The following is a 25,713-nucleotide window of genomic DNA, read 5'->3' as shown; positions in this document are numbered from 1 at the left end:
CGCGGCCAGGGATCCCCGGGGCTTGTCGCTCACCGAACTCAATCTGGAAAATTTCCGCAACATTGCCGGGGCCCGGCTGTCGCCAGGCCGCGGCTTTACCTTGCTTCACGGTGCCAATGGCTCGGGCAAGACCAGCCTGCTGGAGGCTATCTGGTATCTGGGTCACGCACGATCCTTTCGAACCCGACAGCCGGACCGGATGATCCGGGAAGGTGCCGAGCTGATGCGGGTGACCGCCCGGGTTCGGACCGAGGGCAGTGACAGCGCGCCAGAGCCGCTCGGTCTGGAGCGGCAGCGCGGTGGGGAGCAACGGATCCGGCTTGGTGGCCAGCCCGTTCGCAGTCTGGCCGAGCTGGTGTCCTGCCTGCCCATGCAGCTCCTCAATCAAGACAGCCACCGCTTGATCGAGGGCGGGCCGAGGGAGCGGCGGCAGTTCCTTGACTGGGGGGTGTTTCACGTGGAACAGGGCTTTTATCCCGCCTGGCAGCGGTACTCCAGAACACTGCGCCAGCGCAATGCGGCCTTGAGGGCGGGCGCCAGGGTGGACGGGATCCGGGTCTGGGATGCGCCCCTGGCAGAGGCCGCTCAGAGCATCGACAGTTATCGCCGGGCTTACGTGGCGCGGCTCGGTGAGCGGCTCCGACGGTTGGGGCCGGAACTGGTGGATCTCCCGCCCGTAGCGCTGCAGTACCGTAGTGGCTGGACAGGCAACCGCTCTTTTGCCGAGAGTCTTGGCGCGCATCTGGAGGCCGATCTTCGTCAGGGTTTCACCCAGCAGGGACCGCATCGCGCGGACCTCGCCATCCGGGTGGGGGAGGTGCCGGCGCGGGAGCGGATCTCCCGGGGTCAGCAGAAGCAACTGGTCATGGCGCTGTTGCTGGCGCAGGCGGAGATCCATCGCGAGGCGACCGGGCGGCACAGCCTCTTCCTCATCGATGACCTGCCGGCCGAGCTGGATCGGACCCATCGCGCCCGGCTCATCGACCGGCTGCAGGCGCTGGAGAGCCAGGTCTTCGTGACGGCCAATCATGCCGAAGACGTCCCCTTGCCAATCGGTGCAGCGGTGTTTCACGTGGAACAGGGTAGCGTCCGGCCGGCGGGGTGAAGGTGGTATACTGGCACGATTGCCGAGGGGATGCCTGCATGAGCGAAAATTACGATTCCTCCAACATCAAGGTGCTGCGCGGCCTGGACGCCGTGCGCAAGCGGCCCGGCATGTACATCGGCGACACCGATGACGGCACCGGACTGCATCACATGGTGTTCGAGGTGGTCGACAACGCCATCGACGAGGCCCTCGCCGGTTACTGCAAGGAAATCACGGTGACCATCCATAGCGACAACTCGGTGACCGTGACCGACGATGGGCGCGGCATTCCCGTCGACATCCACCCCGAGGAAGGCCGCTCCGCCGCCGAGGTCATCATGACCGTGCTGCACGCTGGCGGAAAGTTCGACGACAACAGCTACAAGGTCTCCGGCGGCCTGCATGGCGTGGGTGTCTCGGTGGTCAATGCGCTGTCGGAGTACCTCAGGCTCACTATCCGTCGCGACGGGAAGGTCTGGTTTCAGGAGTACCGGCTGGGCGAGCCCCAGGGGCCGCTCAAGGCCATCGGCGATTCCGACCGGAGCGGAACCGAGATCCGATTCAAGCCCAGCGCCGAGATTTTCTCGGACACCGAATTCCATTACGACATCCTGGCCAAGCGGCTGCGGGAACTCTCCTTCCTGAATTCCGGTGTGCGCATCGTGCTGCGTGACGAGCGCAGCGACAAGGAGGATGTGTTCGAATACCAGGGTGGCATCAAGGCCTTCGTCGAGCATCTGAACCGCAACAAGACCCCGCTGCACCCGACTGTCTTCTACTTCAGGACCGAAAAGGACGGTATCGGGGTCGAGGTGGCGTTCCAGTGGAACGACTCCTATCAGGAAAACATTTTCTGTTTTACCAATAACATACCGCAGCGTGACGGCGGTACCCACCTGGCCGGCTTCCGTGCCGCGCTGACCCGGACTCTCAACCAGTACATGGAGGCCGAAGGCATTCTGAAGAAGGCCAGGGTCAGTCCCAGCGGCGACGACGCCCGCGAGGGCCTGACCGCGGTGCTTTCGGTGAAGGTGCCCGACCCCAAGTTTTCTTCCCAGACCAAGGACAAGCTGGTGTCCTCGGAGGTCAAGGGCGTGGTCGAGTCCACCATGGTGGAAAAGCTGCAGGAGTTCCTGCTCGAGTATCCCGCCGAGGCGAAGGCCATCACCAGCAAGATCATCGATGCCGCGCGCGCGCGCGAGGCCGCCCGCAAGGCCCGCGAGATGACCCGCCGCAAGGGCGCGCTGGACATCGCCGGCCTGCCCGGGAAGCTGGCCGACTGCCAGGAGCGGGATCCGGCGCTGTCCGAGCTGTTCCTGGTCGAGGGTGATTCCGCCGGCGGTTCCGCCAAGCAGGGCCGCGACCGGCGCTTCCAGGCCATCCTGCCGCTGAAGGGCAAGATCCTGAACGTCGAGAAGGCGCGCTTCGACAAGATGCTGTCCTCGGCCGAGGTCGGCACCCTGATCACGGCGCTCGGCTGCGGCATCGGCCGGGAGGAGTTCAACCCGGACAAGCTGCGCTATCACCGCATCATCATCATGACCGACGCCGATGTGGACGGCTCGCACATCCGCACCCTGCTGCTGACCTTTTTCTACCGCCAGATGCCGGAGCTGATCGAACGCGGCCATGTCTACATCGCGCAGCCGCCGCTGTACAAGGTGAAAAAGGGCAAGCAGGAGCACTACGTCAAGGACGACGCGGAGCTGTCTGCCTACCTGCTGAGTGCCGCGCTGGATGGTGCCCGGCTGCACGTGAACGCCGAGGCGCCGGCCATTGCCGGCCCGGCGCTGGAGGACCTGGCTACCCGCTACCAGGCGGTGATGGCGACCATCGGCCGCCTGAATAAGAAATATCCGATTGATTTACTTGATAAAATTGTCTACATGCCGCGGCTTGCAGAAACCGATCTGGTGGACTGGAGCCGGGTGCAGGACTGGTTCGCGGAGCTGGCCGAACGTGTCAATGCCGACCTGCCCCCGGGCCAGCGGCTGGAGATCCGACTGGAACCCGACCCGGAACACCCCGGCTTCAGCGCCCGCCTGGTGCGACTCACCCACGGCATCGAGGCCCCGGCCCAGGTGCTGGGTTCCGAGTTCTTCGCCAGCGCGGAGTACGCACGCATGGCGGAGCTGGGCGAGCGGCTGGATGGTCTGCTGGGTGAAGGGGCCTATGTGCAGCGCGGCGAGCGTCGCCAGCCGGTCAGCAGCTTCCGCGCAGCGATGGAGTGGCTGCTGGACCAGGCCCGCCGTGGCCAGCAGATCCAGCGCTACAAGGGGCTGGGCGAGATGAATCCGGAGCAGCTGTGGGAAACCACCATGAATCCGGAGACCCGCCGCCTGTTGCAGGTGCAGATCGAGGATGCGGTTGCGGCCGACGAGATCTTCACCACCCTGATGGGTGACCAGGTCGAGCCGCGTCGGGAGTTCATCGAAAGCAACGCGCTGGCCGTCTCGAATCTCGACGTCTGACGTCGGCTCCTCGCCTTGCGCGGCCTTGCGCGGCGCCCGTTCAGTCGCCGATGTCGCGAATGATGTCGAGCACGACCCGCGTGCGCCGATCCATCAGCACCACGTCCGTTCCCACCCGAATCCGTACGTAACCATCCGGCAGTCGCGTCAGCCGTCTCTCCAGTTCGGCGGGCAGGCCACGACCCTGCAGACCGGGTGGCAGTTCGCCATGGCGATAGAGCTGCTTGCGCAGTCCCGGCGGCAGTCGCGATTTCTTCGCCAGTCCGGGTGGCAGGTGGCGACGGTAGTAGTCCCGGATCAGCACCCGGTCGCGGTCGCTGAAGCGGATCTCGACGCGGTTGTGTCGGTCCCCCACCACCATGTCCGCTTCGTGGATGACGGGCCGCTGGATGCAGGCGCTGACCAGAGCGGCAAGCGCGAGCATGGGCAGCAGGCGTTTCATGGCAGAAGGCTCCGGATGCTTGTCATGCCCTGATGGTGCCCCTGTTCATGTCCAACAGGCTAGCCAAGCGTGGTGATCTTTTCCATGGTGGCCTCGATCCATTTCTCGGCTTCAGCCAGGATCTGCTGCGCGGTCTTTCCCCTCGTTTCTATGGGTGGCCCGATCACCACCCGGATGGTGCCCGGATACTTGATGAAGGCGCGGCGGCGCCAGTATTCGCCGGCGTTGTGCGCCACCGGCACCACCAGCGCACCGCTGCGCTCGGCGAGCACGGCGCCGCCGATGCGATAGCGTCCGCGGGTGCCGGGCGCAACTCGGGTGCCCTCGGGGAAGACGACCACCCAGCGACCCTTCTCCAGTCGGCGACAACCCTGATCGACCAATTGTTGGACGGCCTTGCGGCCGGCCTTGCGATCGATGGCGATGGGTTCGAGCAGGGCCAGCGCCCAGCCGAAGAAGGGCAGCCACAGCAGCTCGCGCTTCAGCACCCAGACCTGGGGCGGAAAGATTTCCTGCAGGGCGAGCGTCTCCCAGGCCGACTGATGCTTGGAAAAGACAATGGACGCCCGAGTCGGAATGTTTTCACGGCCTTCCACTTCGTAGCCGAGGCGGCAGGTGAGCTTCAGCCAGCGCAGATTGAGCCGTGCCCAGCGCGTGGCCACCGCGTAGCGCCACTCGAAGGGGAAGGGGACCATCAGCACCACCAGCGGCGCGAACACCAGCACCGTGGTGATCATCACCAGCGAAAAGAGGGCAGAGCGCAGCACCAGCAGCGGGCGCGGCGGAAGTCTTGTACTGCTCATGTCCCGGTGTCTTCCTCCAGCAGCCGGCGCACGGCAGCGGCCAGATCGTCATACACGGGTAGCCGGTGGTTCGTGCCCAGTCCGGCCTCGGTCAGCCGGCCCTTGCCGGTGCGTACCAGGATGGGACGGGCGCCGACGGCCTCCGCGGCCTGCAGATCGCGCAGCGAGTCGCCGATCGCCGGGACGCCATTGAGTGGCTGGTGCAGCCGGCGCGCGATATCCTCGAACAGCCCGGGCCGCGGCTTGCGACAGTCGCACCGGTCGTCCGGCCCATGCGGACAGAAGAAAATGGCGTCGACATGCCCGCCCGCCTCGGCCAGTGCCTCCTGCATGCGGGCATGGATGCGGGTGAGCATATCCATGTCGAACAGGCCACGCGCGACGCCTGACTGGTTGGTCGCTATGACCACCCGCCAGCCGGCGCGATTGAGCGCGGCGATGGCCTCCAGGCTGCCGGGTATGGCACGCCACTCCTCGGGCGACTTGATGTAGGCGTCGGAGTCCTCGTTGATGACCCCGTCGCGGTCGAGAATGATCAGCTTCACGCCTTAGCCCGAAAGCTGCACGAAGCTGCCGGATGGATGTGCGCCTGGCGTGCAGACGCCGGCAGAGCGGTGCGGTAACAATCCGCTACCCGCTGATATACGAGAAATACTCCTTGTAAACATCGGCATACCTCAACCTTTAATCGGCTTCGTGCACTTTTCGGGTGAGTCCATGTCGCGGAATTCGGAAACGCGGATACGCCCGTTCACCATGCGTGACGGGCGCTGCATGATGCGATCCATCTTCTTCCAGAAGGCGGCGCGCAGGTCGAAGTCCGCCGAGATGGCTGTGCCGATGAGCAGGATGAACAGGTCGGCGACCTCCTCGGCCAGCACCTCCCTGCCCTTGCCCTTGGTGACCGCCTCGGCGATCTCGCCCAGCTCCTCGGCCATCAGCGCGATGCGGTAGGTCAGTTCCTCGCCGCCGGTGTTGCGAAAGTCGTGCTTGTCGTGGAAGGCCTGCACGGCATCGAGCATGGCTTGGTAGGAATCGGGGTTGCGTTCGCTCATCGTAGTCACCTACACCTGTAGCAGTGCGATGTCGGCCACCTGCAGGAAGAGCGCCTGCAACTGTCGGAGCAGCGCCAGCCGGTTGGCCCGCACGTCTGCGTCTTCGGCCATCACCATCACCTCGTCGAAGAAGCGATCCACTTCGGGGCGCAGCGCCGCCAGCCGTACCAGGGCTGCGGCATGATCGCCGGCGGCGAGCAGCGGCTCGACCTCTGAACGCAACGCGCTGAGCCGTTCCCAGAGGGTCTGTTCGGCCGTCTCGGTGAAGCGGTCCGGGTCCACCTGCTCCGGTATCCTGTCCCCGGCCTTGCGCAGGATGTTGGCGATGCGCTTGTTGGCCGCCGCCAGGCTCTCGGCCTCGGGCAGTGCCAGAAAGGCCTCGACGGCCTGCACGCGGCGTGCGAAGTCCAGCGGTCGCGTGGGACGCCGGGCGCGTACGGCGTCGAACACCTGCGGCCGGATACCGGCGTCCAGATAGTAGGCCCGCAGGCGGTCGAGCATGAACTCGAACACCGCCGGCACGGCGGCGCCGGCATCGAGCGCGCCCGGCAGGGTGGCTGCGGCTTCGGCCAGCAGTTGCTCGAGATCGAGATCGAGTTCGCATTCGATGAGGATGCGCAGCACACCCAAGGCGGCACGGCGCAGGGCGAAGGGATCCTTGTCGCCGGTCGGGGCCTGGCCGACGGCGAAGATGCCGACCAGGGTATCGAGGCGGTCGGCGATGGCCAGCGCGCGACCGGTGGCCGTTTTCGGCAGGTCGTCGCCGGCGAAGCGCGGACGGTACTGTTCCTCCAGCGCGCTGGCCACCTCACCGGGTTCGCCGTCGTGCAGCGCATAGTAGCGGCCCATGATGCCCTGCAGTTCCGGGAACTCGTAGACCATCTGGGTGAGCAGGTCGCACTTGGACAGCAGTGCGGCGCGCTCGGCCCAGTCACCGCGGCCGCCAATGGCCACGGCGATGCCGGCGGCAAGCCCGGCCACCCGCCGGGACTTGTCGAGCAAGGTGCCGAGCTGCTTCTGGAACAGCATGTCGCCAAGGCGTTCCACCCGCGACTCCAGGGGTTGCCTGCGGTCCTGGTCCCAGAAGAAGGCGGCGTCGGTCAATCGCGGCCGGATCACACGCTCGTTGCCGGCGCGGACCTGTTCGGGATCGCGGCTCTCGATGTTGGCCACGGTGACGAAGTGGGCCAACAGCCGGCCCTCCGCGTCGACCACCGGGAAGTACTTCTGGTGGTCCTGCATGGAGGATATGAGCGCCTCGGCCGGCACCTCGAGGAAGCGCTGCTCGAAGCTGCCGGCAACCGCGACGGGCCATTCCACCAGCGCGGTGACTTCATCGAGCAGCTCTTCGTCGATCAATGCCTCGCCGCCCAGTCGGCGGGCCGCCTCGATCACCTGACCGCGGATGGCCTCCCGGCGGGTGGCGAAGTCGGCCAACACATGGCCTTCGGTTTCCAGCATGGGTGCCCATGCGGCCGGTTCGGAGACGTACAGGGGCTGTGGATGGTGGAAGCGGTGGCCGCGGGTCTCGCGCCCGGCCTGAAGGCCCAGGATCTCGGCCTCGACCACCTCGTCGCCGAACAGCAGCACCACCCAGTGGACGGGGCGCACGAATGCCACCTCGCCGTCGCCCCAGCGCATGCGCTTGGGAACGGGCAGGCCGGCCAGCGCCTGGGCGACGATGCCCGGGATCAGCGCCGTTGCGGGCTGACCGGGCTCGAAACGCCGAAAGGCCAGCCAGGCGCCCTTGTCGGTTTCGATCCGCTCCAGGGCCTCGACTGCCACGCCGCAGGAGCGGGCGAAGCCTTCCGCCGCCTTGGTCGGACAGCCCTCGGCATCGAAGGCCGCGGTCACCGCGGGCCCCTTGCGTAGTGTCTCGCGGTCGGGTTGGGCCTCGGCCAGCTCGGCCACCAGCAGCGCCAGTCGCCGTGGTGTGGCGAAGGCGCGCAGGTCGCCGTGGTCGAGGCCGGCGCGATCGAGGCCCGCGGCGACCCCGTCCGCGAAGGCCTCGGACAGGCGGGGCAGGGCCCTGGGTGGGAGTTCCTCGGTGCCGATCTCGATCAGCAGGTCACGGCTCGCGGTGCTTGTGTTCAACTTGGAACGTCCTCGAAAATATCTCTATCCAGCGGCTTTTGCCGCAAACTGCTTCGATCAGGCGCTCTTTTTCGAAGTGGCCAGCATCGGGAAGCCGAGCTGCTCGCGGGCCTGGTAATAGGCCTCGGCCACGGCGCGGGCCAGCGCCCGCACGCGCAGGATGTAACGCTGGCGCTCGGTCACCGAAATGGCGCTGCGGGCGTCGAGGAGGTTGAAGGCGTGCGAGGCCTTGAGTACCTGTTCATACGCCGGCAGCGGGAGATTGGCTTCGATCAGCCGGTTGGCGTCGCGCTCGCACTGATCGAACAAGCGGAACAGGAAATCCACGTCGGCGTGTTCGAAGTTGTAGGCGGACTGTTCGACCTCGTTCTGGTGAAAGACGTCGCCGTAGGTCACGGGGCCGTCGGGACCCCGGGTCCATACCAGGTCGAAGACGCTCTCCACCCCTTGAAGGTACATGGCGATGCGTTCCAGGCCGTAGGTGATCTCACCCGTCACCGGCCGGCAGTCGAGGCCGCCGACCTGCTGGAAATAGGTGAACTGGGTGACCTCCATGCCGTTCAGCCAGACTTCCCAGCCCAGGCCCCAGGCGCCCAGCGTGGGCGATTCCCAGTTGTCCTCCACGAAGCGGATGTCGTGCACCAGGGGGTCGATGCCCAGTTCGCGCAGCGAATCCAGGTAGAGGTCCTGGATGTCGTCCGGCGAGGGCTTGAGGATGACCTGGAACTGGTAATAGTGCTGCAGACGGTTGGGATTCTCCCCGTAGCGGCCGTCGGTCGGGCGGCGCGAGGGTTGCACATAGGCGGTACGCCAGGGCTCGGGGCCGATGGCGCGCAGGAAGGTCGCCGGATGAAAGGTGCCGGCACCCACCTCCATGTCCAGCGGTTGCAGCAGCACACAGCCCTGGCGGGCCCAGTAGCCCTGCAAGGCGAGGATCAGTCCCTGGAAGCTGGTCGGCTCGAAGGCGGCCGGGGCCGCGGCTTGGTCGGCAGACATTGACGTGCGCTACCCGCTGGCAGTGGTGGATGGGGGGTCGGCGGGCAAGTATAGCCCGACCACCCGGCCCAAGTCAGGCGCGGGCGGCCGGTGCCGGCGGGTTCAGAAGTTCAGGGTGATGCCCACCGAAATCAGGTCGGCGTCGGTTTCGGTGTTGTAGCGTTCCCAGTCGAACTGCACGCCGAGCAGGTCGTTGACGAGGTACTTGGCACCGATGCCGTACATGAAATCGATACCGTCGTGGCTCACCGTACCGCCCGAGATGGCGATGTCCTGATCCCAGGCATAGAGGCCCAGCTTGCCGTGAACCGAAAGGCCGCTGTCCCCGATCGGAAAGCGGCCGACGCCGGCGGCATAGAAGCCCTCGGTCTCGGTGTCGACGACACCACCCTCGTTCATGTCGCCCAGATCGGCCCAACCGGCCTCGACGCCGAGGTTGTCGGTGAAGCCGTAGCCGCCGAAGATCTTCCAGCCCGTGGCGTTCTCGTCGATGCCGGCACTGGTGCCCGACTGAGTGACGGTGTCGTCGATGCTGGCCTGGCCGAGGGCGATACCGGCATAGCCGCCGGCCTGGGCCTGGGCAGCGAGCAGGGTGAATGCGGCCGCGGCCGCGAGCGGGGTGTATCTCATGGGCTTTCCTCCACCTTGGTGTTGTTGTGGCTTCCGGCAGTCGCGGGACTGCATCCGGCCATTCTAGCAGGCAATCCGGTACAGGCAATTCGCCGCCACGACAGGGGGTTGAAGCGCCGCGCCGAAGACCGCAATCTGGGGGCACGGCCGGTTGCCGGGATGACCGATGGCCTGAAACCTGCATGGTTCCAGGCCTGGCTCGCATGTTGCGCCAGGGCCGCAGCAGGATGCGGGCGGGCACACATCGTACGCCGGGCCATGGGCAAGAAATCCGGTTCATTGCCCGCCGGGACGACCCGTTGCCTGCCGCCCGCTTCCGCCCGGGTGCACTATGCGGGCTAAAGCGGCCCGCATTCCGCGCCGCTGTTTCAGACAGGCCCTGTCAGGAGGTTCAGATGCCACGCATCGTGCTGGGACCCACCTCGACCGCCCAGTGGCACGCCCTGGTCAGCGAGGCCGAGGCGGCCTGCGAGTGCCGGCTGGGCGAGGAGCTGGAAAGCTACCTGGTGTTTCTGCTCATGCGCTTTGCCGCGCGCCCGGATCTGGCCAGCCGGGTGATGGCGCTGGAGTTCCTGCGCTCCATGCGTGCGCAGGGCGCGCTGCAGACGGAACAGTTGCGCGATGTCGGCGACCAGTGCCTGCTCTATTCCGGGTTCTATCCGGAGCGGGCCGAGCGCCGGCTGGTGCGGGTCGGCTATTACGTGGACATGGGCCGCAGCGCCTACGGATTGCTGGCCGAGCGGTTGCGCCACGCCGCGGCCGAGGTCTATGCCCGGCTGTCGGAGGGCTTCGTGTCCCTGCGCGACGTGCTCTCGGCCATGCGCGAAATGGACCCGCAGGCGACACTGGATCCCCTCGTGCAGGCCGAGATCTGGCTGGAGACCGGCAGCGAACATGCCCGCCGCCGGCTGGCCGAGACCACCGGCAGCGCGCCCATGCCGCTCGACGCACCGCCCCGCCGGCGCCACTGAGCGGCCCTGTTCCCCACCGACACGGCGGTTGCCGCGCCAGCCCGCCTATTGCACCAGGGCGGAAGCGGGCGGCGGGTAGCTTGTTGTCCTGGTGGACAATGAACCGGGTTTTTTGCCCGTGGCCCGGGGTACGATTTGTGCCCGCCCGCTGCCTGCTGCGGCCCTGGCGGATTTTCGCTCGGCCTCGGGGGTGCTTCACTCAAGCCGTAGCGACGGCTACGGCTTGAGTGCCAGCGCCTCCCGAGCCCGGCTGCAAATCCGCCATCATCCGCAGCCCCTGGTGCAATAGGCGCGCTGGCCGCCGGCCGCGGCCGCGCTGTAGAATGCCCCTCCCCTTGCAGCCGTATCCGGTCTCGTGCCATGACCCAGCGCAAAGCCGTTGCCCTCATCTCCGGCGGACTCGATTCCATGCTTGCCGCGCGCGTGGTGCAGGAACAGGGCATCCATGTCGAGGGCATCAATTTCTTTACGGGGTTCTGCGTCGAAGGCCACACCCACGCCATTCGCAAGAAGGACCGTGCCCGGCCCAAGCGCAACAACGCCCTGTGGGTGGCGGAGCAACTCGGCATCAGGCTGCACATCATCGACGTGATCGAGGAATACAAGGACATCGTGCTCAATCCGAAGCACGGATACGGCGCCAACCTCAACCCCTGTCTCGACTGCAAGGTATTCATGGTGCGCAAGGCCACCGAGTGGATCGAGGCCAACGGCTTCGATTTCATCGTCACCGGCGAAGTGGTCGGCCAGCGGCCGAAGTCGCAGCGCGCCGATACCCTGCCGCTGGTGGCGCAGGAGTCCGGTGCCGAGGACCGGCTGTTGCGGCCGCTGTGCGCGAAGAACCTGCCGCCGACCCTGCCCGAGCGCGAGGGCTGGGTGGACCGGGAGCGCCTGTACGATTTCAGCGGTCGCTCGCGCAAGCCGCAGATGGCGCTGGCGGCGCGCTACGGTTTCACCGACTATGCCCAGCCGGCCGGCGGCTGCTGCTTTCTCACCGATGCCCAGTATTCCGCCAAGCTGGCCGACCTGTGGTCGGCGCGCGGCGAACGGCGCTATGAACTCGACGACATCATGCTGCTCAAGGTCGGCCGCCACATCCGCCCCGCCCCGCACTTCAAGCTGATCATCGGCCGCGAGGAAGGCGAGAACCGCTTTCTGGAGGGCTATCGCCGGCAGTTCACCCATCTGCATGCCACCAGCCACAAGGGTCCGCTGGCACTGGTCGATGGCACGCCTTCGGCGGAGGATCTGGAGCTGGCCGCGCGGTTGGTGGCCCGCTATGGCCAGGGCCGCGATGCCGAGGCGGTCACGGTGGCCATCGTTCCGCCGGGCGGCGAGCCGCGCGAGACAACGGTTCGCCCCCTGCCACCGGCCGAGATCCCCGGGGACTGGCTGCTGTGAGCCGTCACGAGCTGGATGCCCGCAACATCCTCTGTCCGCTCCCGGTGATCCGCACCCAGGATGCCATCGCCGGGCTGGCGCCGGGTGACGAGCTGCTGGTGCACTGCACCGACCCGGGCGCCCTGCACGACATCCCGACCTGGTGCCGCATCAATGGCCATCAGGTGCTGGCCACCGAGCAGCAGGACCGGGACATCCGCATCCTGGTGCGCGTGGGCGGCTGAACCCATTTGCTTCCGCCGCCCGCTGGCGGTGAAATAGGGCCCTTTCCGAGACACCGGACCGCCGATCAGCATGCACGCACCCGTTCACACCGCACGCGCCGAGCCCGCCGAACGCTATCAGGCGACCCGGCGCGTCACCCTTGTCGGTCTCGTCGTCAACCTGTTGCTGGGCATCGGCAAGATCGTCATCGGTGTCGCGGCCAATTCGCAGTCTCTGGTTGCGGATGGCATCCATTCCCTGTCGGACCTGGCCACCGATGTCATGGTGATCTTCGCCGCCAAGCATGCCCACCGCGAGGCCGACGAGGAGCATCCCTATGGTCATGGTCGCATCGAGACGGTGATGACGGTGGCACTCGGCGTGGTGCTGGTGCTGGTGGCCATCGGCATCGCCTGGGATGCCGCGCATCGTCTGTTCAATCCAGAAGAGCTGCTGGTGCCGGGCATGCTGGCGCTGGTGGGTGCGCTGGTGTCGGTGCTGGCCAAGGAGGCGCTTTACCACTACACCATGGTGGTCGCGCGCCGCCTGCGCTCGAAGATGCTGCGGGCCAATGCCTGGCACCATCGCTCGGACGCCATTTCCTCGATCGTGGTCATGATCGGCGTCGCCGGCACCATGGCCGGCCTCCCGTACATGGACGCCATTGCCGCGGCCATCGTCGGCTTCATGGTGGCGAAGATCGGCTGGGACCTGGCCTGGCGCAGCCTGCAGGAGCTGATCGATACCGCGCTCGACGAAGAGGAATTGCAGCGCATCCGCGAAGCCATCCGCGACGTCAAGGGCGTGCGCGCCCTGCACATGCTGCGCAGCCGCATGAGCGGCGGCGATGCGCTGGTGGACGTCCACATCCAGGTGGACCCCACCCTCAGCGTCTCCGAGGGTCACCAGATCGGCGAGAAGGTCCGCCAGACCCTGATCAACGACATCGATGCCGTGGCCGACGTCACCGTGCACATCGATCCCGAGGATGACGAAACCCGCTCTTCGTGTGATCATCTGCCGCTGCGTCACGAACTGCTGGCGCGCCTGCGCGCGCTCTGGGCCGACGATCCTGTGGCCGGACAGATCCGGGACATCACCCTGCACTACCTGGATGGCAAGGTGCATGTGGATCTGGTGCTGCCGCTGGAGCTGGCCACCGACCGGGCCGCCGCCGAGGCGCTGCGCGCCCGGCTGGAAGCGCGCGCGCGGCAGCTCGACGGATTCGGTGACCTGCGCGTGTTGTTCGAATGATGCACAATCATGGTGCGCTCTGCGTAGAGGGGCACCAGAATGGTGCATTTGGTCGGGGCGCGGGTCCCGAAATGTCGTCTAACTATTGGTAATAAAAGGGCGTCTGTCCGTGGCATGGAACATGCACCCGGATGGACACCCGAATTCCGGTACTGCGCGCGCGTGTGGCCCTGACCTTCCGCGGCAGTGGATGTTCACCAAAAGGCAAGTGGAGAAACAGCAATGACAGCAGCCAAGGTTCAGAAGATGATCAAGGACAACGAGGTCCTGTTCGTCGATCTGCGTTTCACGGACACCCGCGGCAAGGAACAGCACGTCACCGTTCCGGCCGATACCATCGACGCATCCTTCTTCAAGGACGGCAAGATGTTCGACGGCTCCTCCATCGCGGGCTGGAAGGGCATCAACGAGTCCGACATGATCCTGATGCCGGACACCAAGACCGCTGTGCTCGACCCCTTCTCCGACGAGCCGCAGCTCAACATCCGCTGCAACATCCTAGAACCCGCCACCATGTCCGGTTACGAGCGTGATCCCCGTTCCATCGCCGTGCGCGCCGAGGAGTATCTGAAATCCACCGGCATCGCCGACCAGGCGCTGTTCGGCCCCGAGAACGAGTTCTTCGTGCTCGACGACGTGCGTTGGGGTTCCGACATCAGCGGCGCCTTCTACAAGGTCGATTCCAGCGAGGCCTCCTGGAACACCGAGCGCGTGTTCGAGGACGGCAACATGGGCCATCGCCCATCGGTCAAGGGCGGTTACTTCCCGGTGCCGCCGGTCGACTCCCTGCATGATCTGCGCGGGGCCATGTGCCTGGCGCTGGAGGAGATGGGCCTCAAGACCGAGGTGCATCACCACGAAGTGGCCACCGCCGGCCAGTGCGAGATCGGCGTCGGCGCCAACACGCTCGTCGCCAAGGCCGACGAAGTACAGATTCTGAAGTACGTGGTCCACAACGTGGCAGCGGCCTACGGCAAGACCGCGACCTTCATGCCCAAGCCGCTGGTCGGCGACAACGGCAACGGCATGCACGTGCACCAGTCGCTGGTGAAGAAGGGCAAGAACATCTTCAGCGGCAACAAGTACGGTGGCCTGTCCGATCTGGCGCTCTACTACATCGGCGGCATCATCAAGCATGCCCGTGCCCTGAACGCCTTCACCAACGCTTCCACCAACTCCTACAAGCGCCTGGTGCCCGGTTTCGAGGCCCCGGTGATGCTGGCCTATTCGGCCCGCAACCGCTCCGCCTCCATCCGCATTCCCTTCGTCTCCAACCCGAAGGCACGGCGCATCGAGGTGCGTTTCCCCGACTCCACCGCCAACCCCTATCTGGCCTTCGCGGCCATGATGATGGCCGGCCTGGACGGCATCCAGAACAAGATCCATCCGGGCGACGCCATGGACAAGGACCTGTACGATCTGCCGCCGGAGGAGGAAGCCGAGATCCCGCAGGTCTGTCATTCCTTCGATCAGGCACTGGAGGCCCTCGACGCCGACCGCAAGTTCCTCACCGCCGGCGGCGTGTTCACGGACGATGCCATCGACGGCTACATCGCGTTGAAGATGGAAGAGGTCACACGCCTGCGCATGACCACCCATCCGGTGGAGTTCGACATGTACTACAGCGTCTGAATTCCGCGGAACGCTGCTTGCAGGGGCCCCGTTCGCGGGGCCCTTTGCTTTTCAGGGCCTTGTCGCATTACGCTTCAGGCAGCGGAACCTGGCACCGGCGCCGGTGTCTGCAGGGAAGCAGGGAGAGGAACATTCATGTACCCGCATCGAACTGGTCTAACGCTGTTGCTGCTCGCGCTGCTTGCCGGCCAGGCCATGGCCGCCGAGGTCTATCGCTGGGTGGACGAGGATGGCACGGTCCACTTCGGGGACCAGCCCCCGCCGGGGGCCGAGAAGGTGGAGTTGCCACCACCCAGCACCTACACCCCGCCTCCGCTGCCGCCGATTCGGACCCGGCCGCAGGCCCCCGCCGAGGCGCCTGCCTACAGCGCGGTGCGCATCCTCCAGCCCCAGGACCAGGCCACCATCCGCGACAACGCCGGCAGCTTCGAGATCCGCTTTGCCACCGAACCGGGCCTGAAGTCGCAGCTGGGTCACCAGTACCGGGTGCTGCTCGACGGCCGTCCGATTGCCCGCGTCTCTGGCGGCAGCTACCGGTTCGAGAACGTCGATCGCGGCGAGCACCGCATCCAGGTCCAGGTGGTCGACCCGCGGGACCAGGTGCTGATCGAGAGCGCGCCGGTCACCGTCTATCTGCACCGCCAGTCGGTGCTCTTTCCGGCCCGTAAGCGGGCCAACTGATCTAACGCACCATTGTGGTGCATAATGGCGGGGTGCCCTGCACGGTCCTGGACCAGCATACAGGGCGCACCGGGCGCGCTGGCCGAATACTCGGCGATCAACCTGGCGGTTTTCAACAAGTTATACCTTGGTTGTGGCCGCAGCAGTACACCGCTGCCGGGTACCCGAAGCTGGTTTGGTTCTTGCACGCAGATCTTTCATGGCTGCCGAGATCGATCTCATGACCCCGGGCCAGACCCGCATTCTGGAAAGCCTGAGTACCGCCGTGGTGGTGTTCGATGCCGAGTTGCGCATCCTTCACCTCAATCCGGCCGCCGAGGCCCTGTTCGCGCACAGCGCACGCCATCTGCGCGGCCTCACCCTCAGCGATCTGGTCGCCGATGCCCAGCCCCTGGCCGGTCGGCTTGCCAGTGCCCTGGACGAATTCCGTGCCTTCACCGAGCGGGGCCGCGACCTGCGCCTGCACAACGGCAAGGAGATCACCGTCGACTACACGGTCACCCCGCAGACCGAGAGCGGCCGGGATACCCTGCTGATCGTCGAGCTGATCCGCGTCGATCGCCACCTGCGCATCGCCCGCGAGGAGACGCTGCTGGAGCAGAGCCAGGCCATGCGCCAACTGGTGCGCGGTCTGGCGCACGAGATCAAGAATCCCCTGGGCGGCCTGCGCGGTGCTGCGCAGCTGCTGGAGCGCGAGCTGGATTCGGAGGAATTGCGCGAATACACCCGCATCATCATCGGCGAGGCCGACCGCCTGCGCAGCCTGGTCAACCGCATGCTGGGGCCGAAGACCCTGCCCAAGCGGCAGCCGACCAACATCCACGAGGTGCTGGAGCACGTCCGCAGCCTGGTGCTTGCCGAGGGCGGCGGCATCGAGATCGAGCGCGACTACGACCCCAGCATCCCCGAACTGCAGGCCGATGCCGACATGCTGATCCAGTCGGTGCTGAACATCGTGCGCAATGCCGCGCAGGCGCTGGATGGCCAGGGCACCATCACCCTGCGCACCCGCGCGAGGCGCCAGTTCACCATCGGCCAGCAGCGCCACCGCCTGGTGCTCAGCGTGGAGATCATCGACAACGGCCCCGGCATCCCCGAGGACATGCGCGAGACCCTGTTCCTGCCCATGGTGACCGGTCACGCCGAAGGCACGGGACTGGGTCTGTCCATCGCCCAGTCGCTGGTCAATCTGCACGGCGGCCTGATCGAGTGCCGCAGCGAACCGGGCGAAACCGTTTTCACCTTGTTGTTGCCCCTGGAGTCACGGGATGAGTAGGCAGGAAAGGATCTGGGTCATCGACGACGACAAGTCGATCCGCTGGGTGCTGGAGAAGGCGCTGCGCCAGGCCGGCATGGAGGTCAGCAGCTTCGCCAGCGCCAGCGGCGTGCTGGAGACACTGCGCGAACGGCAGCCCGACGCCCTGATCACCGACATTCGCATGCCCGGCATCGATGGCCTGGAACTGCTCAATGCCATCCAGGCCGAACACCCGACGCTGCCCGTCATCATCATGACCGCGCATTCGGATCTCGACAGCGCCGTGGCCGCCTACCAGGGCGGCGCCTTCGAATACCTGCCCAAGCCCTTCGATGTCGACGAGGCCGTGGCCCTGGTCCAGCGCGCGGTTGCCCACAGCCGCCAGTCTCAGGCCGCCGCAGAGTCGGTCGCCCCGGCCGCGACGCCCGAGATCGTGGGCGAGGCGCCGGCGATGCAGGAGGTGTTCCGTGCCATCGGCCGGCTGTCGCGCTCCAACATCACCGTGCTCATCAACGGCGAGTCCGGCACCGGCAAGGAGCTGGTGGCGCGGGCCCTGCACCGCCACAGTCCGCGCGCCGGGCACCCCTTCATTGCCCTGAACATGGCCGCCATCCCGCGCGACCTGCTGGAGTCCGAGCTGTTCGGCCACGAGAAGGGCGCCTTCACCGGTGCCCAGTCGCGCCGCCTCGGCCGCTTCGAGCAGGCAGACCAGGGTACCCTGTTCCTGGACGAGATCGGCGACATGCCCGCCGAGCTGCAGACCCGCCTGCTGCGGGTGCTGGCCGACGGCGAGTTCTATCGTGTCGGTGGCCATACCCCGGTGAGGGTCAACGTTCGCATCATCGCCGCCACCCACCAGAATCTCGAACAGCTGGTGCGCGAGGGCCGTTTCCGCGAGGATCTGTTCCATCGCCTCAATGTCATCCGCATCCACATTCCCGCGCTGCGCGAGCGCCGCGAGGACATCCCGCTGCTGCTGCGCTTCTTCCTTGACCGCGCCGCTGCCGAACTCAACGTGGAGCCCAAGCGCGTGCTGCCCGAGGTCGAGCAGTACCTCACGGGTCTGGACTGGCCCGGCAATGTGCGCCAGCTCGAAAACCTTTGCCGCTGGCTCACGGTCATGGCCTCCAGCCAGGAGGTGCACATGAGCGACCTGCCGCCGGAACTGATGGAAACCGGGGCATCACCGACGGAGGGTGGCACCGGATGGGAAGAGGCGCTTGAACGCTGGGCCGACCAGCAGCTCGCCCAGGGGGAGAGCGGCCTGCTCAATCGCGCCACCCCCGCCTTCGAACGCATCATGATCGAAGTCGCCCTGCGCCGCACCGGCGGCCGGCGTCAGGACGCCGCACGGCTGCTGGGCTGGGGTCGCAACACGCTCACCCGCAAGATCAAGGAACTGGGCATGGAAGGCGAGGACGGCGGTCGCGAGGCGGGGTGAGGTTCTGTCGTTGCGCGGGCTGGCCCGCGCCCTGATCCCTACAGGCTGCGCGTCTCCTGCCGCAAGGCCGCAGCCACGGCAAGGGTGACCTGGCTGGCGGTTTCTGCGTCGGGGGTGGTCTCGCATTCCAGCGTCTGGCACAGGTCGATCATCCGCGACTGCAGGCCGAGCTGGGACTGGATGGATTCGGTCAGCGGGGCGCCGTCGAAGGCCAGCGGCGCCACGGCCAGCCGGCCGATGGGCGCCTGCTGGAAGTGGCGGTCGTAGTAGTCCAGCGTGCGCTGGATCTCCAGCGCCAGCGAACCCAACAGCTGTTCGTCGCCGCCGGCAAGCGCCTCCGACACCCGAACCTGTCCCAGCGCCAGGGTGCGCGCCAGATACAGCACCCCCTGCCGGCACAGCGCGATCAGGCCACTGTCGTCGCCCAGATACAACAGCGCCACGCCCTCGCGGTCTTCTTCCAGCAGCGCTGCGAGATTGCGCAGCGCCAGCTCGGGAATGTCGATCACGCCCAGCTTCGCGCCGGCCGCGGCAAGGGCATCGACCCGCTCCTGCACCAGCGCCTTGCGGGCGGCGACCACGTAGAGATGGTCCTGCACGCCGCGCGCCGCGCTGGCCGGCGCGTCGAACACATCGATCACGGCATCGTCGATGTGGAAGTCGATCAGGTCGCGGACCTGCCAGCGTACCGCCTGGCGCATTTCCTCCGGGGGCACTCGCGGCATTTCCACCAACAGCAGGTTGTAGCTGCCGACATCGAGCAGGGTGGAGACCGGCGCCTGGCGCGCGCCGCATGCCCGCACCGCACGCGCCAGCGCCGCCGCGGCATCGTCGCCGTTGGGTACGAAGCCACAGCGGACGAGACGAGGGCGCGCCTCGCCACGGCGGTCGACCTCGGCAAAGGCCACGCCCCGGTCGAGCGGAACGACGGCATGGCGGATGGCGGCATCGCGCTTTCGGAACAGGGACAGCAAGGGTGTGTGCCCTCTTGTTGGTGTGGCTACAGCATACCGGCGGCCTGCGGTGCGTGCCAGGCCGGGCTCAGAAGATGCGCTCGCGCCAGCGGGCAAGGGTGACGCTGCCACCACCGCCGCTGGCGACTGCGACATCGTTCAGCCGACTGCCCGTACCGGAGGGCTGGGTGCTCCAGGCGGCACCGTTCCAGGCCAGGATGGTGCCGTTGTTGCCCACGGCGAGGCAGTTGCCGGCGACGCCCGTTTCACAGTCGACGCCCCGCAGACGCCGGGATGTGCCGGTGGCCGAGCCGCTCCAGCTCGTGCCGTTCCAGACCAGGGCGGTTCCGTTGTTGCCTACGGCCACACAGAAGGTGGTTGTGGGGCAGCTTATGTCGTTGAGGTGGCGCCCCGTCCCCGATGCCACCGAGATCCAGAACCCCCAGGGTCCGAAAGCGAAGCGTTGCAAAAGAGTCCCGTTCCGGCCGACGGCGAAACAGGCGGTCGCACTGCCCGGCAGACAGGCGACGCCGTTGAGGTTCCGGGCGCTGAAGGCGATCTCGCCGCCCAGCCAGTTGGTCCCACCGGTCCAGCGTCGTATGGTCCCGTTGTCCCCCACGACATAACAAAAGCCGGTGCCGCAATACACGCCATTGAGGTCGCGGCCCGTGCCACTGTTGGTCGCCGCCCAGGCCGTCGTCCAGCGCAGGGCGGTGCCATTTTCGCCGACCGCGAAACAGGCGCTGGTGGTGCCCGGTTCGCAGGCAACATCCTCAAGGTCCTGACCGGTACCCGTGGCTGTCGCGGACCAGGCGGAACCGTCGTAGGTAAAGGCGCCGCCACGGTCGCCGACCGCCAGGCAGCTGCTGCCCGCGCAATCGATGCCATTCAGGTCGTCACCGGTGAACGCGGGCACTGTCGACCAGCTCCCGCTGCCATCGGTGAGAACCACACCGTTGTTGCCGACCACCCAGTTGCCGCTGGCCCCGAGCGCGAAATCCCCCTCGATCACCCGCTGTGCCCGTGGCTGGCCGGCCATCAACCGCCTGCCCACGACCTGAACCCGGCACAGGCCGCCGACATCGGCCGCCGACAGGATCTGGAAGTCGCCGCTGCCGAAGGCCTGCCCGGCGTCGGGGGCCAGCGCGGCGCAGGCGGTCCCGTTCGCCAGCCGCTGGGCGGCGCGCTCCAGGCCGCTCTCGGCCAGGAACAGGGCCTCGGCGGCATCGGCGACCAGCGCCGAGTCGGTCACGCTGGTACCGGCCATGCGCAGCGCCACCAGGCCGTACACCAGCACGGCGACGATCAGGAATACCGCTGCGATGACCATGGCCGCGCCGCGCTGCCGCCGGATGCCGCCCCTGTTCATTGCGTGTTCCTCAGGGCCACCCGCGTGCGCTGCGGATAGCTGTTGCCGTTGCCATCCAGCAGCACCAGCTCGAACTCGACAAAGGCGACATCGGCGTTGCCGGTGGCGGGCGTCGCGCCGTCGGCCTGGTAGTAGGCGAGGGTGAAGCTGCTGACCTGGTCGGTCAGCCGCCAGTCACCGGCCGGGCTGTCGTAGCCGAGGTCCAGGTTGCTGCCGCTCGCGGCGATGTTGACCGTGGTCACGGTGACGCCGTCCGCTTCCAGCCGCCGGAAGCTGACCGCGGTCGCCGTGCGCGACAGGAAGTCATAGTTGGCGGGCGTGGTCGGATCACGGCGCACGCTGCGCAGTTCCCGGGCGAGGCGCTCGCTGGCCAGGCGCAAGCGGTCGAGGGTCTCGAACACAGTCTGTGCCTGCTGCTGCGCCCGCACCGCGTGGCCGATGCCGTAAGCGGTGATGCCGGCGATGATGGCCAGCACGGTGAGCGTGACCACCGTCTCGATCAGCGTGAAGCCGCGGCCGTGTCGGTGCATTGCGTCGGCCCTCAGTAGTTCGCGACCAGGAAGCGGAGCCGCGCGCGGGTGGCCGCGCCGCGGGTGACGGTGATGTCCACCTCGCGACAGCCGCTGGCCGGCACCGGACAGGCCGGGCCGGCATAGGCGCTGACGGTGACGGTGCGGCCGTAGCCGGCGTAGGATCCGGCGAGCGTATCCGTGGTGGTCCCCAGCGGCACTGCGGCATAACCGCTGCGGCGGCGGTCGGCGAGCAGCTGCTCGGCGCGTTCCTCGGCCAGGCGGGTGGCGGTCTGCAGTTCCTCGTCGAGGCCGATGCCGGCGACCGACTGGCTGAACTGGGTGGCCAGGGCCACGGCCGCCACCGCCAGCACCAGGATGACCAGCACCAGCTCGATCAGCGAAAAGCCGCGGTCGCCCGGCCTCATGGCGTCACGCTCGCAAAGCCGGTGACCGGCTGGATGTCGATGCGGGCCGACTGGCTGGCACCGCTCAGGGTGAAGCTGCTGACCCCGGCGACCAGGCTGCCGCCGCTGACCGGGCGCCCGAGGCTGTCGAAGTCCAGGGTGCCGGCGCTCAGGCGGGCGCCGTCTTCCAGGTTGACCACGAAATCGGCGCCGGTGGCGGGATCGATGACCGGGCTGACGGTATCGGTGACCCGGTAGCTCGTGCCCAGCGACTCGAAGCGCAGGGTGCGGCCCTCGGTCATGGCCAGCAGCTGGGTGTGGCGCAGGTCGCGGGCGACCTGGCGGGCCTGGGCCGATACGGTGACATCGCCGAAGCCGGCGCGCAGTGCGGCACCCGCGGCGAGCACGCCGATCAGGATGAGCACCATCACCAGCTCGGTGAGGGTGAAGCCGGCCTGCTGGCGGCGTTGCGCGTCCCTGTGGCTCATGGCAGGTATCCCGGGGATGCAAAAGGAAAGGGGCGGGCCTGCGCCCACCCCTTCCGTCCAGCCCTTCACGTCATGACAGCGTTGGCGGGCGGCGTCCTGCCTCAGGTACAGCTGGCCATGCTGGTCAGGGTTCCCACACACTGCACCGTATTACCAGTCGCGGTGGTTTGGTTGCCGGAAGAGCAGTTGGCATCCGTGTAGGTAGGAATGGTACAGGTCCTGCCATTGATGTCGACCTGAATACCGCCGGGGGCAGCCGTTACGCCCTGGGCATTCACATAGGTTGCGAGCTGGGTGACCGTCGGGAAGGTCTTGAGGTCGGCGATGGCGATGGCATGCGCCGACTTGACCGCGCCGCTCATGCCGCGCGCCGCGGCGGCCTCGGCCGACGACGAAAGATCCACGAACTTGGGCACTGCCATGGCGGCGAGGATGCCGAGGATGACGATAACCATCACCAGTTCGATGAGGGTGAATCCGGATTGCCTGTTCATCGGGTGTCTCCTTGTTGCCTGCCCACGCAGGGGCTGCTGTACGGACGAGAAGCCTGTCTGAACCTGTATCGTTTGCCGGCGGCCGAATCTTTAGCCCGATGCCGCCCGCCCTTCCATGTCGGCTTTAAAATCAGTCGCTTGCGCATTTCACCGGCTGAGCGCCACCGTGGCCAGGTCCCACCAGGGCAGCAGCACGGCCACCGCCAGCACCAGCAGCAGCAGGCCGATGAAGATGGTCAGCAGCGGGCCGATGCCGGCGCTCAGGCGCTCGATGGCGTACTCGACCTCCTGGTCGTAGTAGCGGGCGATCTCCAGCAGCAGCTCGTCGACGGTGCCGGACTGCTCGCCCACGGCCATCATCTGCAGCACCAGCGGATCGAACATGCCCGAGCCGGCGGCGGTGTGGCTGATGGCCTCGCCGCGCTCGATGCCCTCGCGCATGCCCAGCACACGCTCGCGCAGGAAGTCGTTGCCCAGGGCCCGCGCCACCACCGTCAGCGCGGTGATCAGGGGCACGCCGGCGCGCTGTGATATCCCGAACAGGCGCGCGAAGCGCGACAGCGCGGCGCGATAGAGCACGTCGCCGATCAGCGGCAGGCGCAGCATGGCCCGGTGCCAGCGGTAGCGGCCGTCCTCGGTGGCGAGATACATGCGCAGCCCGGCCACGGCGCCAATCAGCCCGCCCAGCAGCAGATGCCAGTAGTCCACGGTGAAGTCGGACAGGGCGATGACGATGCGCGTGGCCAGTGGCAGCTCGGCGTCGAAACGCTCGAAGATCTGGGCAAAGGCCGGGACCACGAACACGTTGATAATGCCGATGGCGATGGTGATCATGACCAGCACGAACAGCGGATAACGCACCGCGGCGCGCACCTGGTCGCGGGTCTTCTTCTCACGCTCCAGGTAGTAGGTCAGCTGCCGGAAGATGTCCTCCAGCTGGCCGCTGGTCTCGCCCACCCGCACCATGGAGACATAGAAGTCGCTGAACACCTCGGGCTGGTGGTTCAGCGCGGTGGCCAGGTCATGGCCGGCCTCGAGCATCTGCACCACCTCGCCGAGGGCGCGCGCCAGGGTGCGGTTGCGGCTGGTGGCCGCCAGCCCGTTGAGCGCGGTCAGCATGGGCACGCCGGCGCGGACCAGGCTGTACATCTGGCGGCTGAACAGGATCAGGTCGGCCAGCCCGACGCGGCCGGGGAAGAGATCGCGCAGGTCGCGCGAGGCCGCCGGATGGTCGTCGACGACCTGGATGTCGATGGGGACCAGCCCGCCCTCGATCAGGCGGCCGGCGACGGCCTCGGCCGAGGCGGCCTCCTGGGTGCCCTCGATGGCGTCGCCGCGCGGGCCGCGGGCCCTGTACCGGAACAGCGCCATGTCACGCCACCCCGCCGCTCAGGCGCATGGCCTCGGAAAGGGTGGTCACGCCCTGCCGCGCCAGGTCCAGGGCCTCGTGCACCAGCGGCCGGTGGCCGGGCTGGGCCGCGGCGGCGGCCTCGAAGGCCGACGGGTCGTTGCGGCGCAGGGCGTCGATCAGGGGCGCCTCCATGCGCAGCAGCTCGTAGACGCCGATGCGGCCGCGGTAGCCGGTGTGGTTGCAATGGCCGCAGCCGGTGCCGGCATGGAATTCCGGCACCGGCTGGTCGTCGCCGAGCAGGCCCTGAAGCCAGGCCCGTTCGGCCGGCTCGGGCCGGTACGGGGCGCGGCAGTGGTCGCAGATGCGACGCACCAGCCGCTGGGCCTCGATGGCCTGCACCGCCGAGGCCACCAGATAGGGCTCCAGGCCCATGTCGATCAGGCGCAGCGCGGTGCTCACGGCGTCGTTGGTGTGCAGCGTTGACAGCACCAGGTGGCCGGTGAGCGCCGCGCGCAGCGCGATCTCGCCCGTCTCGCGGTCGCGGATCTCGCCCACCAGCACCACGTCCGGGTCGTGGCGCAGGGCGGTGCGCAGCACGGTGGCGAAGTCCAGGCCGATCTTCGGATTCACCTGCACCTGGTTGATGCGCGGCATCTGGATCTCGACCGGGTCCTCGACGGTGATGATCTTGGTCTGCGGCCGGTTGAGTTCGGCCAGGGTGGCATACAGGGTCGTGGTCTTGCCGCTGCCGGTGGGGCCGGTGACCAGCACCAGGCCATGCGGGCGGTGAACCACCTTGCGATAGGCGGCCAGCAGCGACGGCGGCATGCCGAGCTCGGCCAGGTCCAGGCGCACGGCGTCGGGATCGAGCAGGCGCATGACCACCGCCTCGCCGTTCTGCGTGGGCATGGTGGCCAGGCGGACATCGATGCGCTTGTCCTGTATGCGCAGGGTGAAGCGGCCGTCCTGCGGCAGCCGTTTCTCGGAGATGTCGAGTCCGGCCATCAGTTTGAGGCGCGAGACCAGGGCAGCCGCGACGCGCCGCTCGTCCATGACCTGCTCGTGCAGCACCCCGTCGATGCGGCGGCGGATGCGCAGCGCGTCCTCGTCCGGTTCGATGTGGATGTCGGAGGCATTGACCCGGACCGCATCCTCGAAGATGGTCTGGATCAGCCGCACCACCGGCGCATCGCTGCGCGAGCTGTCGGCGGCAAGATCACCGAGATCGAAGGCATTCTCGGCGATGTCCTGACCGACCTCGCTGGCCAGGCTGCGCAGCTGCTCGCCCTGCTGGTAGGCCTGGTCGATGCAGCGCAGGACATCGGCCTCCTTGACCACCGCCAGCGACAGCGGCTTCTTCAGGATACGCGCCAGCTCGTCGTAGGCGAAGATGTCGGTGGGATCGGCCATGCCCACCAGATAGCCGTCGTCGGTCTCCTTCAGCACCAGCGCGCGATAGCGGCGGGCATAGGTCTCGGGCAGGCGCTGCACCAGCGCCGGGTCCAGCTCGAACCGGCTCAGATCGATATAGGGGATGTCGAGCTGTTCGGACAGCAGCCTGAGCAGTGCATCCTCGGTAATGAAACCGTTGTCGACCAGTACCCGTCCCAGCTTGCGCCCGGATTTCTTCTGGTCGGCCAGCGCGGCCTGAAGCTGGGCCTCGGAAATGACCTTCTTCTCGACCAGCAGGTCACCGATGCGGACGCGCTTGGGTACCGCCAT

25 protein-coding genes are annotated in these 25,713 nt (G+C 67.2%); 10 read left to right on the top strand and 15 right to left on the bottom strand.

The window, feature by feature from the left end:
* Nucleotides 1–22 precede the first annotated feature (22 nt).
* Together recF and gyrB are read left to right on the top strand one after the other, a co-directional pair.
* Entirely contained in the window at nucleotides 23–1,105 is a 1,083-nt protein-coding gene (gene recF / locus MVF76_RS07235; RefSeq protein ID WP_297528134.1) for a DNA replication/repair protein RecF, read from the top strand.
* A 38-nt stretch (nucleotides 1,106–1,143) separates the two neighbouring features.
* Complete coding sequence (gyrB, locus tag MVF76_RS07230; RefSeq protein ID WP_297528133.1) at nucleotides 1,144–3,558, top strand: DNA topoisomerase (ATP-hydrolyzing) subunit B; 2,415 nt, start codon at nucleotides 1,144–1,146, stop codon at nucleotides 3,556–3,558.
* Between the two features lie 40 nt (nucleotides 3,559–3,598).
* On the opposite strand, the gene MVF76_RS07225 is transcribed toward gyrB, so the two are convergent.
* From MVF76_RS07225 to MVF76_RS07195, 7 genes are all read right to left on the bottom strand, one after another.
* Entirely contained in the window at nucleotides 3,599–4,000 is a 402-nt protein-coding gene (locus MVF76_RS07225; RefSeq protein WP_297528132.1) for a hypothetical protein, read from the bottom strand.
* A 59-nt stretch (nucleotides 4,001–4,059) separates the two neighbouring features.
* A complete protein-coding gene (locus MVF76_RS07220; RefSeq protein ID WP_297528131.1) occupies nucleotides 4,060–4,803 on the bottom strand; it encodes a lysophospholipid acyltransferase family protein in 744 nt (247 codons plus the stop codon).
* On the bottom strand, nucleotides 4,800–5,348 hold the full coding sequence (gmhB, locus tag MVF76_RS07215; RefSeq protein ID WP_297528130.1) for a D-glycero-beta-D-manno-heptose 1,7-bisphosphate 7-phosphatase: 549 nt from the start codon (nucleotides 5,346–5,348) through the stop codon (nucleotides 4,800–4,802). The genes MVF76_RS07220 and gmhB overlap by 4 nt, the downstream gene beginning before the upstream one ends.
* A 132-nt stretch (nucleotides 5,349–5,480) precedes the next feature.
* Nucleotides 5,481–5,858: a nucleoside triphosphate pyrophosphohydrolase family protein gene (locus MVF76_RS07210; RefSeq protein WP_297528129.1), complete on the bottom strand. Its 378-nt coding sequence runs from the start codon at nucleotides 5,856–5,858 to the stop codon at nucleotides 5,481–5,483.
* Between the two features lie 9 nt (nucleotides 5,859–5,867).
* On the bottom strand, nucleotides 5,868–7,952 hold the full coding sequence (gene glyS, locus MVF76_RS07205; RefSeq protein ID WP_297528128.1) for a glycine--tRNA ligase subunit beta: 2,085 nt from the start codon (nucleotides 7,950–7,952) through the stop codon (nucleotides 5,868–5,870).
* A gap of 57 nt (nucleotides 7,953–8,009) precedes the next feature.
* Nucleotides 8,010–8,948 carry a glycine--tRNA ligase subunit alpha gene (gene glyQ / locus MVF76_RS07200; RefSeq protein WP_297528127.1) on the bottom strand — a complete coding sequence of 313 codons (939 nt, stop codon included), beginning with the start codon at nucleotides 8,946–8,948 and terminating at the stop codon, nucleotides 8,010–8,012.
* A gap of 102 nt (nucleotides 8,949–9,050) precedes the next feature.
* Entirely contained in the window at nucleotides 9,051–9,578 is a 528-nt protein-coding gene (locus MVF76_RS07195; protein ID WP_297528126.1) for an outer membrane beta-barrel protein, read from the bottom strand.
* Nucleotides 9,579–9,973: 395 nt separating this feature from the next.
* Between MVF76_RS07195 and MVF76_RS07190 the strand changes: the two genes are divergently transcribed.
* From MVF76_RS07190 to ntrC, 8 genes are all read left to right on the top strand, one after another.
* Nucleotides 9,974–10,549, top strand: a complete 576-nt coding sequence (locus tag MVF76_RS07190) for a hypothetical protein (RefSeq protein WP_297528125.1) — start codon at nucleotides 9,974–9,976, stop codon at nucleotides 10,547–10,549.
* A gap of 360 nt (nucleotides 10,550–10,909) precedes the next feature.
* On the top strand, nucleotides 10,910–11,950 hold the full coding sequence (locus tag MVF76_RS07185) for a tRNA (5-methylaminomethyl-2-thiouridylate)-methyltransferase (RefSeq protein ID WP_297528124.1): 1,041 nt from the start codon (nucleotides 10,910–10,912) through the stop codon (nucleotides 11,948–11,950).
* A complete protein-coding gene (locus tag MVF76_RS07180; protein ID WP_297528123.1) occupies nucleotides 11,947–12,174 on the top strand; it encodes a sulfurtransferase TusA family protein in 228 nt (75 codons plus the stop codon). Before MVF76_RS07185 ends, MVF76_RS07180 begins: the two co-directional genes overlap by 4 nt.
* Before the next feature lie 70 nt (nucleotides 12,175–12,244).
* Nucleotides 12,245–13,408 carry a cation diffusion facilitator family transporter gene (locus MVF76_RS07175; RefSeq protein ID WP_297528122.1) on the top strand — a complete coding sequence of 388 codons (1,164 nt, stop codon included), beginning with the start codon at nucleotides 12,245–12,247 and terminating at the stop codon, nucleotides 13,406–13,408.
* Between the two features lie 222 nt (nucleotides 13,409–13,630).
* Nucleotides 13,631–15,040 (top strand): glutamate--ammonia ligase, encoded by a 1,410-nt coding sequence (gene glnA, locus MVF76_RS07170; RefSeq protein ID WP_297528121.1) that lies wholly within the window; start codon nucleotides 13,631–13,633, stop codon nucleotides 15,038–15,040.
* 135 nt (nucleotides 15,041–15,175) lie between these two features.
* Nucleotides 15,176–15,721 (top strand): DUF4124 domain-containing protein, encoded by a 546-nt coding sequence (locus MVF76_RS07165; protein ID WP_297528120.1) that lies wholly within the window; start codon nucleotides 15,176–15,178, stop codon nucleotides 15,719–15,721.
* A gap of 199 nt (nucleotides 15,722–15,920) precedes the next feature.
* Nucleotides 15,921–16,997, top strand: coding sequence for a nitrogen regulation protein NR(II) (glnL, locus tag MVF76_RS07160; RefSeq protein WP_297528119.1), 1,077 nt, complete (start codon nucleotides 15,921–15,923; stop codon nucleotides 16,995–16,997).
* On the top strand, nucleotides 16,990–18,420 hold the full coding sequence (gene ntrC / locus MVF76_RS07155) for a nitrogen regulation protein NR(I) (RefSeq protein WP_297528118.1): 1,431 nt from the start codon (nucleotides 16,990–16,992) through the stop codon (nucleotides 18,418–18,420). The genes glnL and ntrC overlap by 8 nt, the downstream gene beginning before the upstream one ends.
* 38 nt (nucleotides 18,421–18,458) lie before the next feature.
* Here ntrC and pilM read toward each other — a convergent pair whose 3' ends face one another.
* The 8 genes from pilM to MVF76_RS07115 all read right to left on the bottom strand — a co-directional run bounded on the left by pilM (nucleotide 18,459) and on the right by MVF76_RS07115 (nucleotide 25,713).
* Nucleotides 18,459–19,394 carry a type IV pilus biogenesis protein PilM gene (gene pilM, locus MVF76_RS07150; protein WP_297528117.1) on the bottom strand — a complete coding sequence of 312 codons (936 nt, stop codon included), beginning with the start codon at nucleotides 19,392–19,394 and terminating at the stop codon, nucleotides 18,459–18,461.
* Between the two features lie 67 nt (nucleotides 19,395–19,461).
* A complete protein-coding gene (locus tag MVF76_RS07145; protein ID WP_297528116.1) occupies nucleotides 19,462–20,742 on the bottom strand; it encodes a pilus assembly PilX family protein in 1,281 nt (426 codons plus the stop codon).
* Nucleotides 20,739–21,272: a prepilin-type N-terminal cleavage/methylation domain-containing protein gene (locus MVF76_RS07140; protein WP_297528115.1), complete on the bottom strand. Its 534-nt coding sequence runs from the start codon at nucleotides 21,270–21,272 to the stop codon at nucleotides 20,739–20,741. The genes MVF76_RS07145 and MVF76_RS07140 overlap by 4 nt, the downstream gene beginning before the upstream one ends.
* Nucleotides 21,273–21,283: 11 nt before the next feature.
* Entirely contained in the window at nucleotides 21,284–21,679 is a 396-nt protein-coding gene (locus MVF76_RS07135; RefSeq protein WP_297528114.1) for a prepilin-type N-terminal cleavage/methylation domain-containing protein, read from the bottom strand.
* A complete protein-coding gene (locus tag MVF76_RS07130) occupies nucleotides 21,676–22,146 on the bottom strand; it encodes a pilus assembly FimT family protein (protein WP_297528113.1) in 471 nt (156 codons plus the stop codon). The genes MVF76_RS07135 and MVF76_RS07130 overlap by 4 nt, the downstream gene beginning before the upstream one ends.
* Before the next feature lie 101 nt (nucleotides 22,147–22,247).
* On the bottom strand, nucleotides 22,248–22,640 hold the full coding sequence (locus MVF76_RS07125; RefSeq protein ID WP_297528112.1) for a type II secretion system protein: 393 nt from the start codon (nucleotides 22,638–22,640) through the stop codon (nucleotides 22,248–22,250).
* A gap of 147 nt (nucleotides 22,641–22,787) precedes the next feature.
* The gene (locus MVF76_RS07120; RefSeq protein ID WP_297528111.1) at nucleotides 22,788–24,011 is read right to left on the bottom strand and encodes a type II secretion system F family protein; all 1,224 of its coding nucleotides are present in this window, start codon (nucleotides 24,009–24,011) and stop codon (nucleotides 22,788–22,790) included.
* Between the two features lies 1 nt (nucleotide 24,012).
* Nucleotides 24,013–25,713, bottom strand: a complete 1,701-nt coding sequence (locus MVF76_RS07115; protein WP_297528110.1) for a GspE/PulE family protein — start codon at nucleotides 25,711–25,713, stop codon at nucleotides 24,013–24,015.

It is taken from the genome of Thiohalobacter sp., assembly GCF_027000115.1.
GTDB lineage: Bacteria > Pseudomonadota > Gammaproteobacteria > Thiohalobacterales > Thiohalobacteraceae > JALTON01.
Note: the sequence above shows the minus strand (reverse complement) of the source record. Positions and strands in the feature narration are given on the sequence as shown.

What these genes read in the sequence shown, in the direction of transcription:
- MVF76_RS07225 (WP_297528132.1), bottom strand. Translation starts at nt 4,000, where the DNA reads ATGAAACGCCTGCTGCCCATGCTCGCGCTTGCCGCTCTGGTCAGCGCC.
- MVF76_RS07220 (WP_297528131.1), bottom strand. Translation starts at nt 4,803, where the DNA reads ATGAGCAGTACAAGACTTCCGCCGCGCCCGCTGCTGGTGCTGCGCTCT.
- glnA (WP_297528121.1), top strand. Translation starts at nt 13,631, where the DNA reads ATGACAGCAGCCAAGGTTCAGAAGATGATCAAGGACAACGAGGTCCTG.
- ntrC (WP_297528118.1), top strand. Translation starts at nt 16,990, where the DNA reads ATGAGTAGGCAGGAAAGGATCTGGGTCATCGACGACGACAAGTCGATC.
- MVF76_RS07190 (WP_297528125.1), top strand. Translation starts at nt 9,974, where the DNA reads ATGCCACGCATCGTGCTGGGACCCACCTCGACCGCCCAGTGGCACGCC.
- MVF76_RS07185 (WP_297528124.1), top strand. Translation starts at nt 10,910, where the DNA reads ATGACCCAGCGCAAAGCCGTTGCCCTCATCTCCGGCGGACTCGATTCC.
- glyQ (WP_297528127.1), bottom strand. Translation starts at nt 8,948, where the DNA reads ATGTCTGCCGACCAAGCCGCGGCCCCGGCCGCCTTCGAGCCGACCAGC.
- MVF76_RS07135 (WP_297528114.1), bottom strand. Translation starts at nt 21,679, where the DNA reads ATGAGGCCGGGCGACCGCGGCTTTTCGCTGATCGAGCTGGTGCTGGTC.
- MVF76_RS07120 (WP_297528111.1), bottom strand. Translation starts at nt 24,011, where the DNA reads ATGGCGCTGTTCCGGTACAGGGCCCGCGGCCCGCGCGGCGACGCCATC.
- MVF76_RS07165 (WP_297528120.1), top strand. Translation starts at nt 15,176, where the DNA reads ATGTACCCGCATCGAACTGGTCTAACGCTGTTGCTGCTCGCGCTGCTT.
- MVF76_RS07125 (WP_297528112.1), bottom strand. Translation starts at nt 22,640, where the DNA reads ATGAACAGGCAATCCGGATTCACCCTCATCGAACTGGTGATGGTTATC.
- MVF76_RS07210 (WP_297528129.1), bottom strand. Translation starts at nt 5,858, where the DNA reads ATGAGCGAACGCAACCCCGATTCCTACCAAGCCATGCTCGATGCCGTG.
- MVF76_RS07175 (WP_297528122.1), top strand. Translation starts at nt 12,245, where the DNA reads ATGCACGCACCCGTTCACACCGCACGCGCCGAGCCCGCCGAACGCTAT.
- gyrB (WP_297528133.1), top strand. Translation starts at nt 1,144, where the DNA reads ATGAGCGAAAATTACGATTCCTCCAACATCAAGGTGCTGCGCGGCCTG.
- MVF76_RS07115 (WP_297528110.1), bottom strand. Translation starts at nt 25,713, where the DNA reads ATGGCGGTACCCAAGCGCGTCCGCATCGGTGACCTGCTGGTCGAGAAG.
- glnL (WP_297528119.1), top strand. Translation starts at nt 15,921, where the DNA reads ATGGCTGCCGAGATCGATCTCATGACCCCGGGCCAGACCCGCATTCTG.
- MVF76_RS07140 (WP_297528115.1), bottom strand. Translation starts at nt 21,272, where the DNA reads ATGCACCGACACGGCCGCGGCTTCACGCTGATCGAGACGGTGGTCACG.
- MVF76_RS07145 (WP_297528116.1), bottom strand. Translation starts at nt 20,742, where the DNA reads ATGAACAGGGGCGGCATCCGGCGGCAGCGCGGCGCGGCCATGGTCATC.
- MVF76_RS07195 (WP_297528126.1), bottom strand. Translation starts at nt 9,578, where the DNA reads ATGAGATACACCCCGCTCGCGGCCGCGGCCGCATTCACCCTGCTCGCT.
- MVF76_RS07130 (WP_297528113.1), bottom strand. Translation starts at nt 22,146, where the DNA reads ATGAGCCACAGGGACGCGCAACGCCGCCAGCAGGCCGGCTTCACCCTC.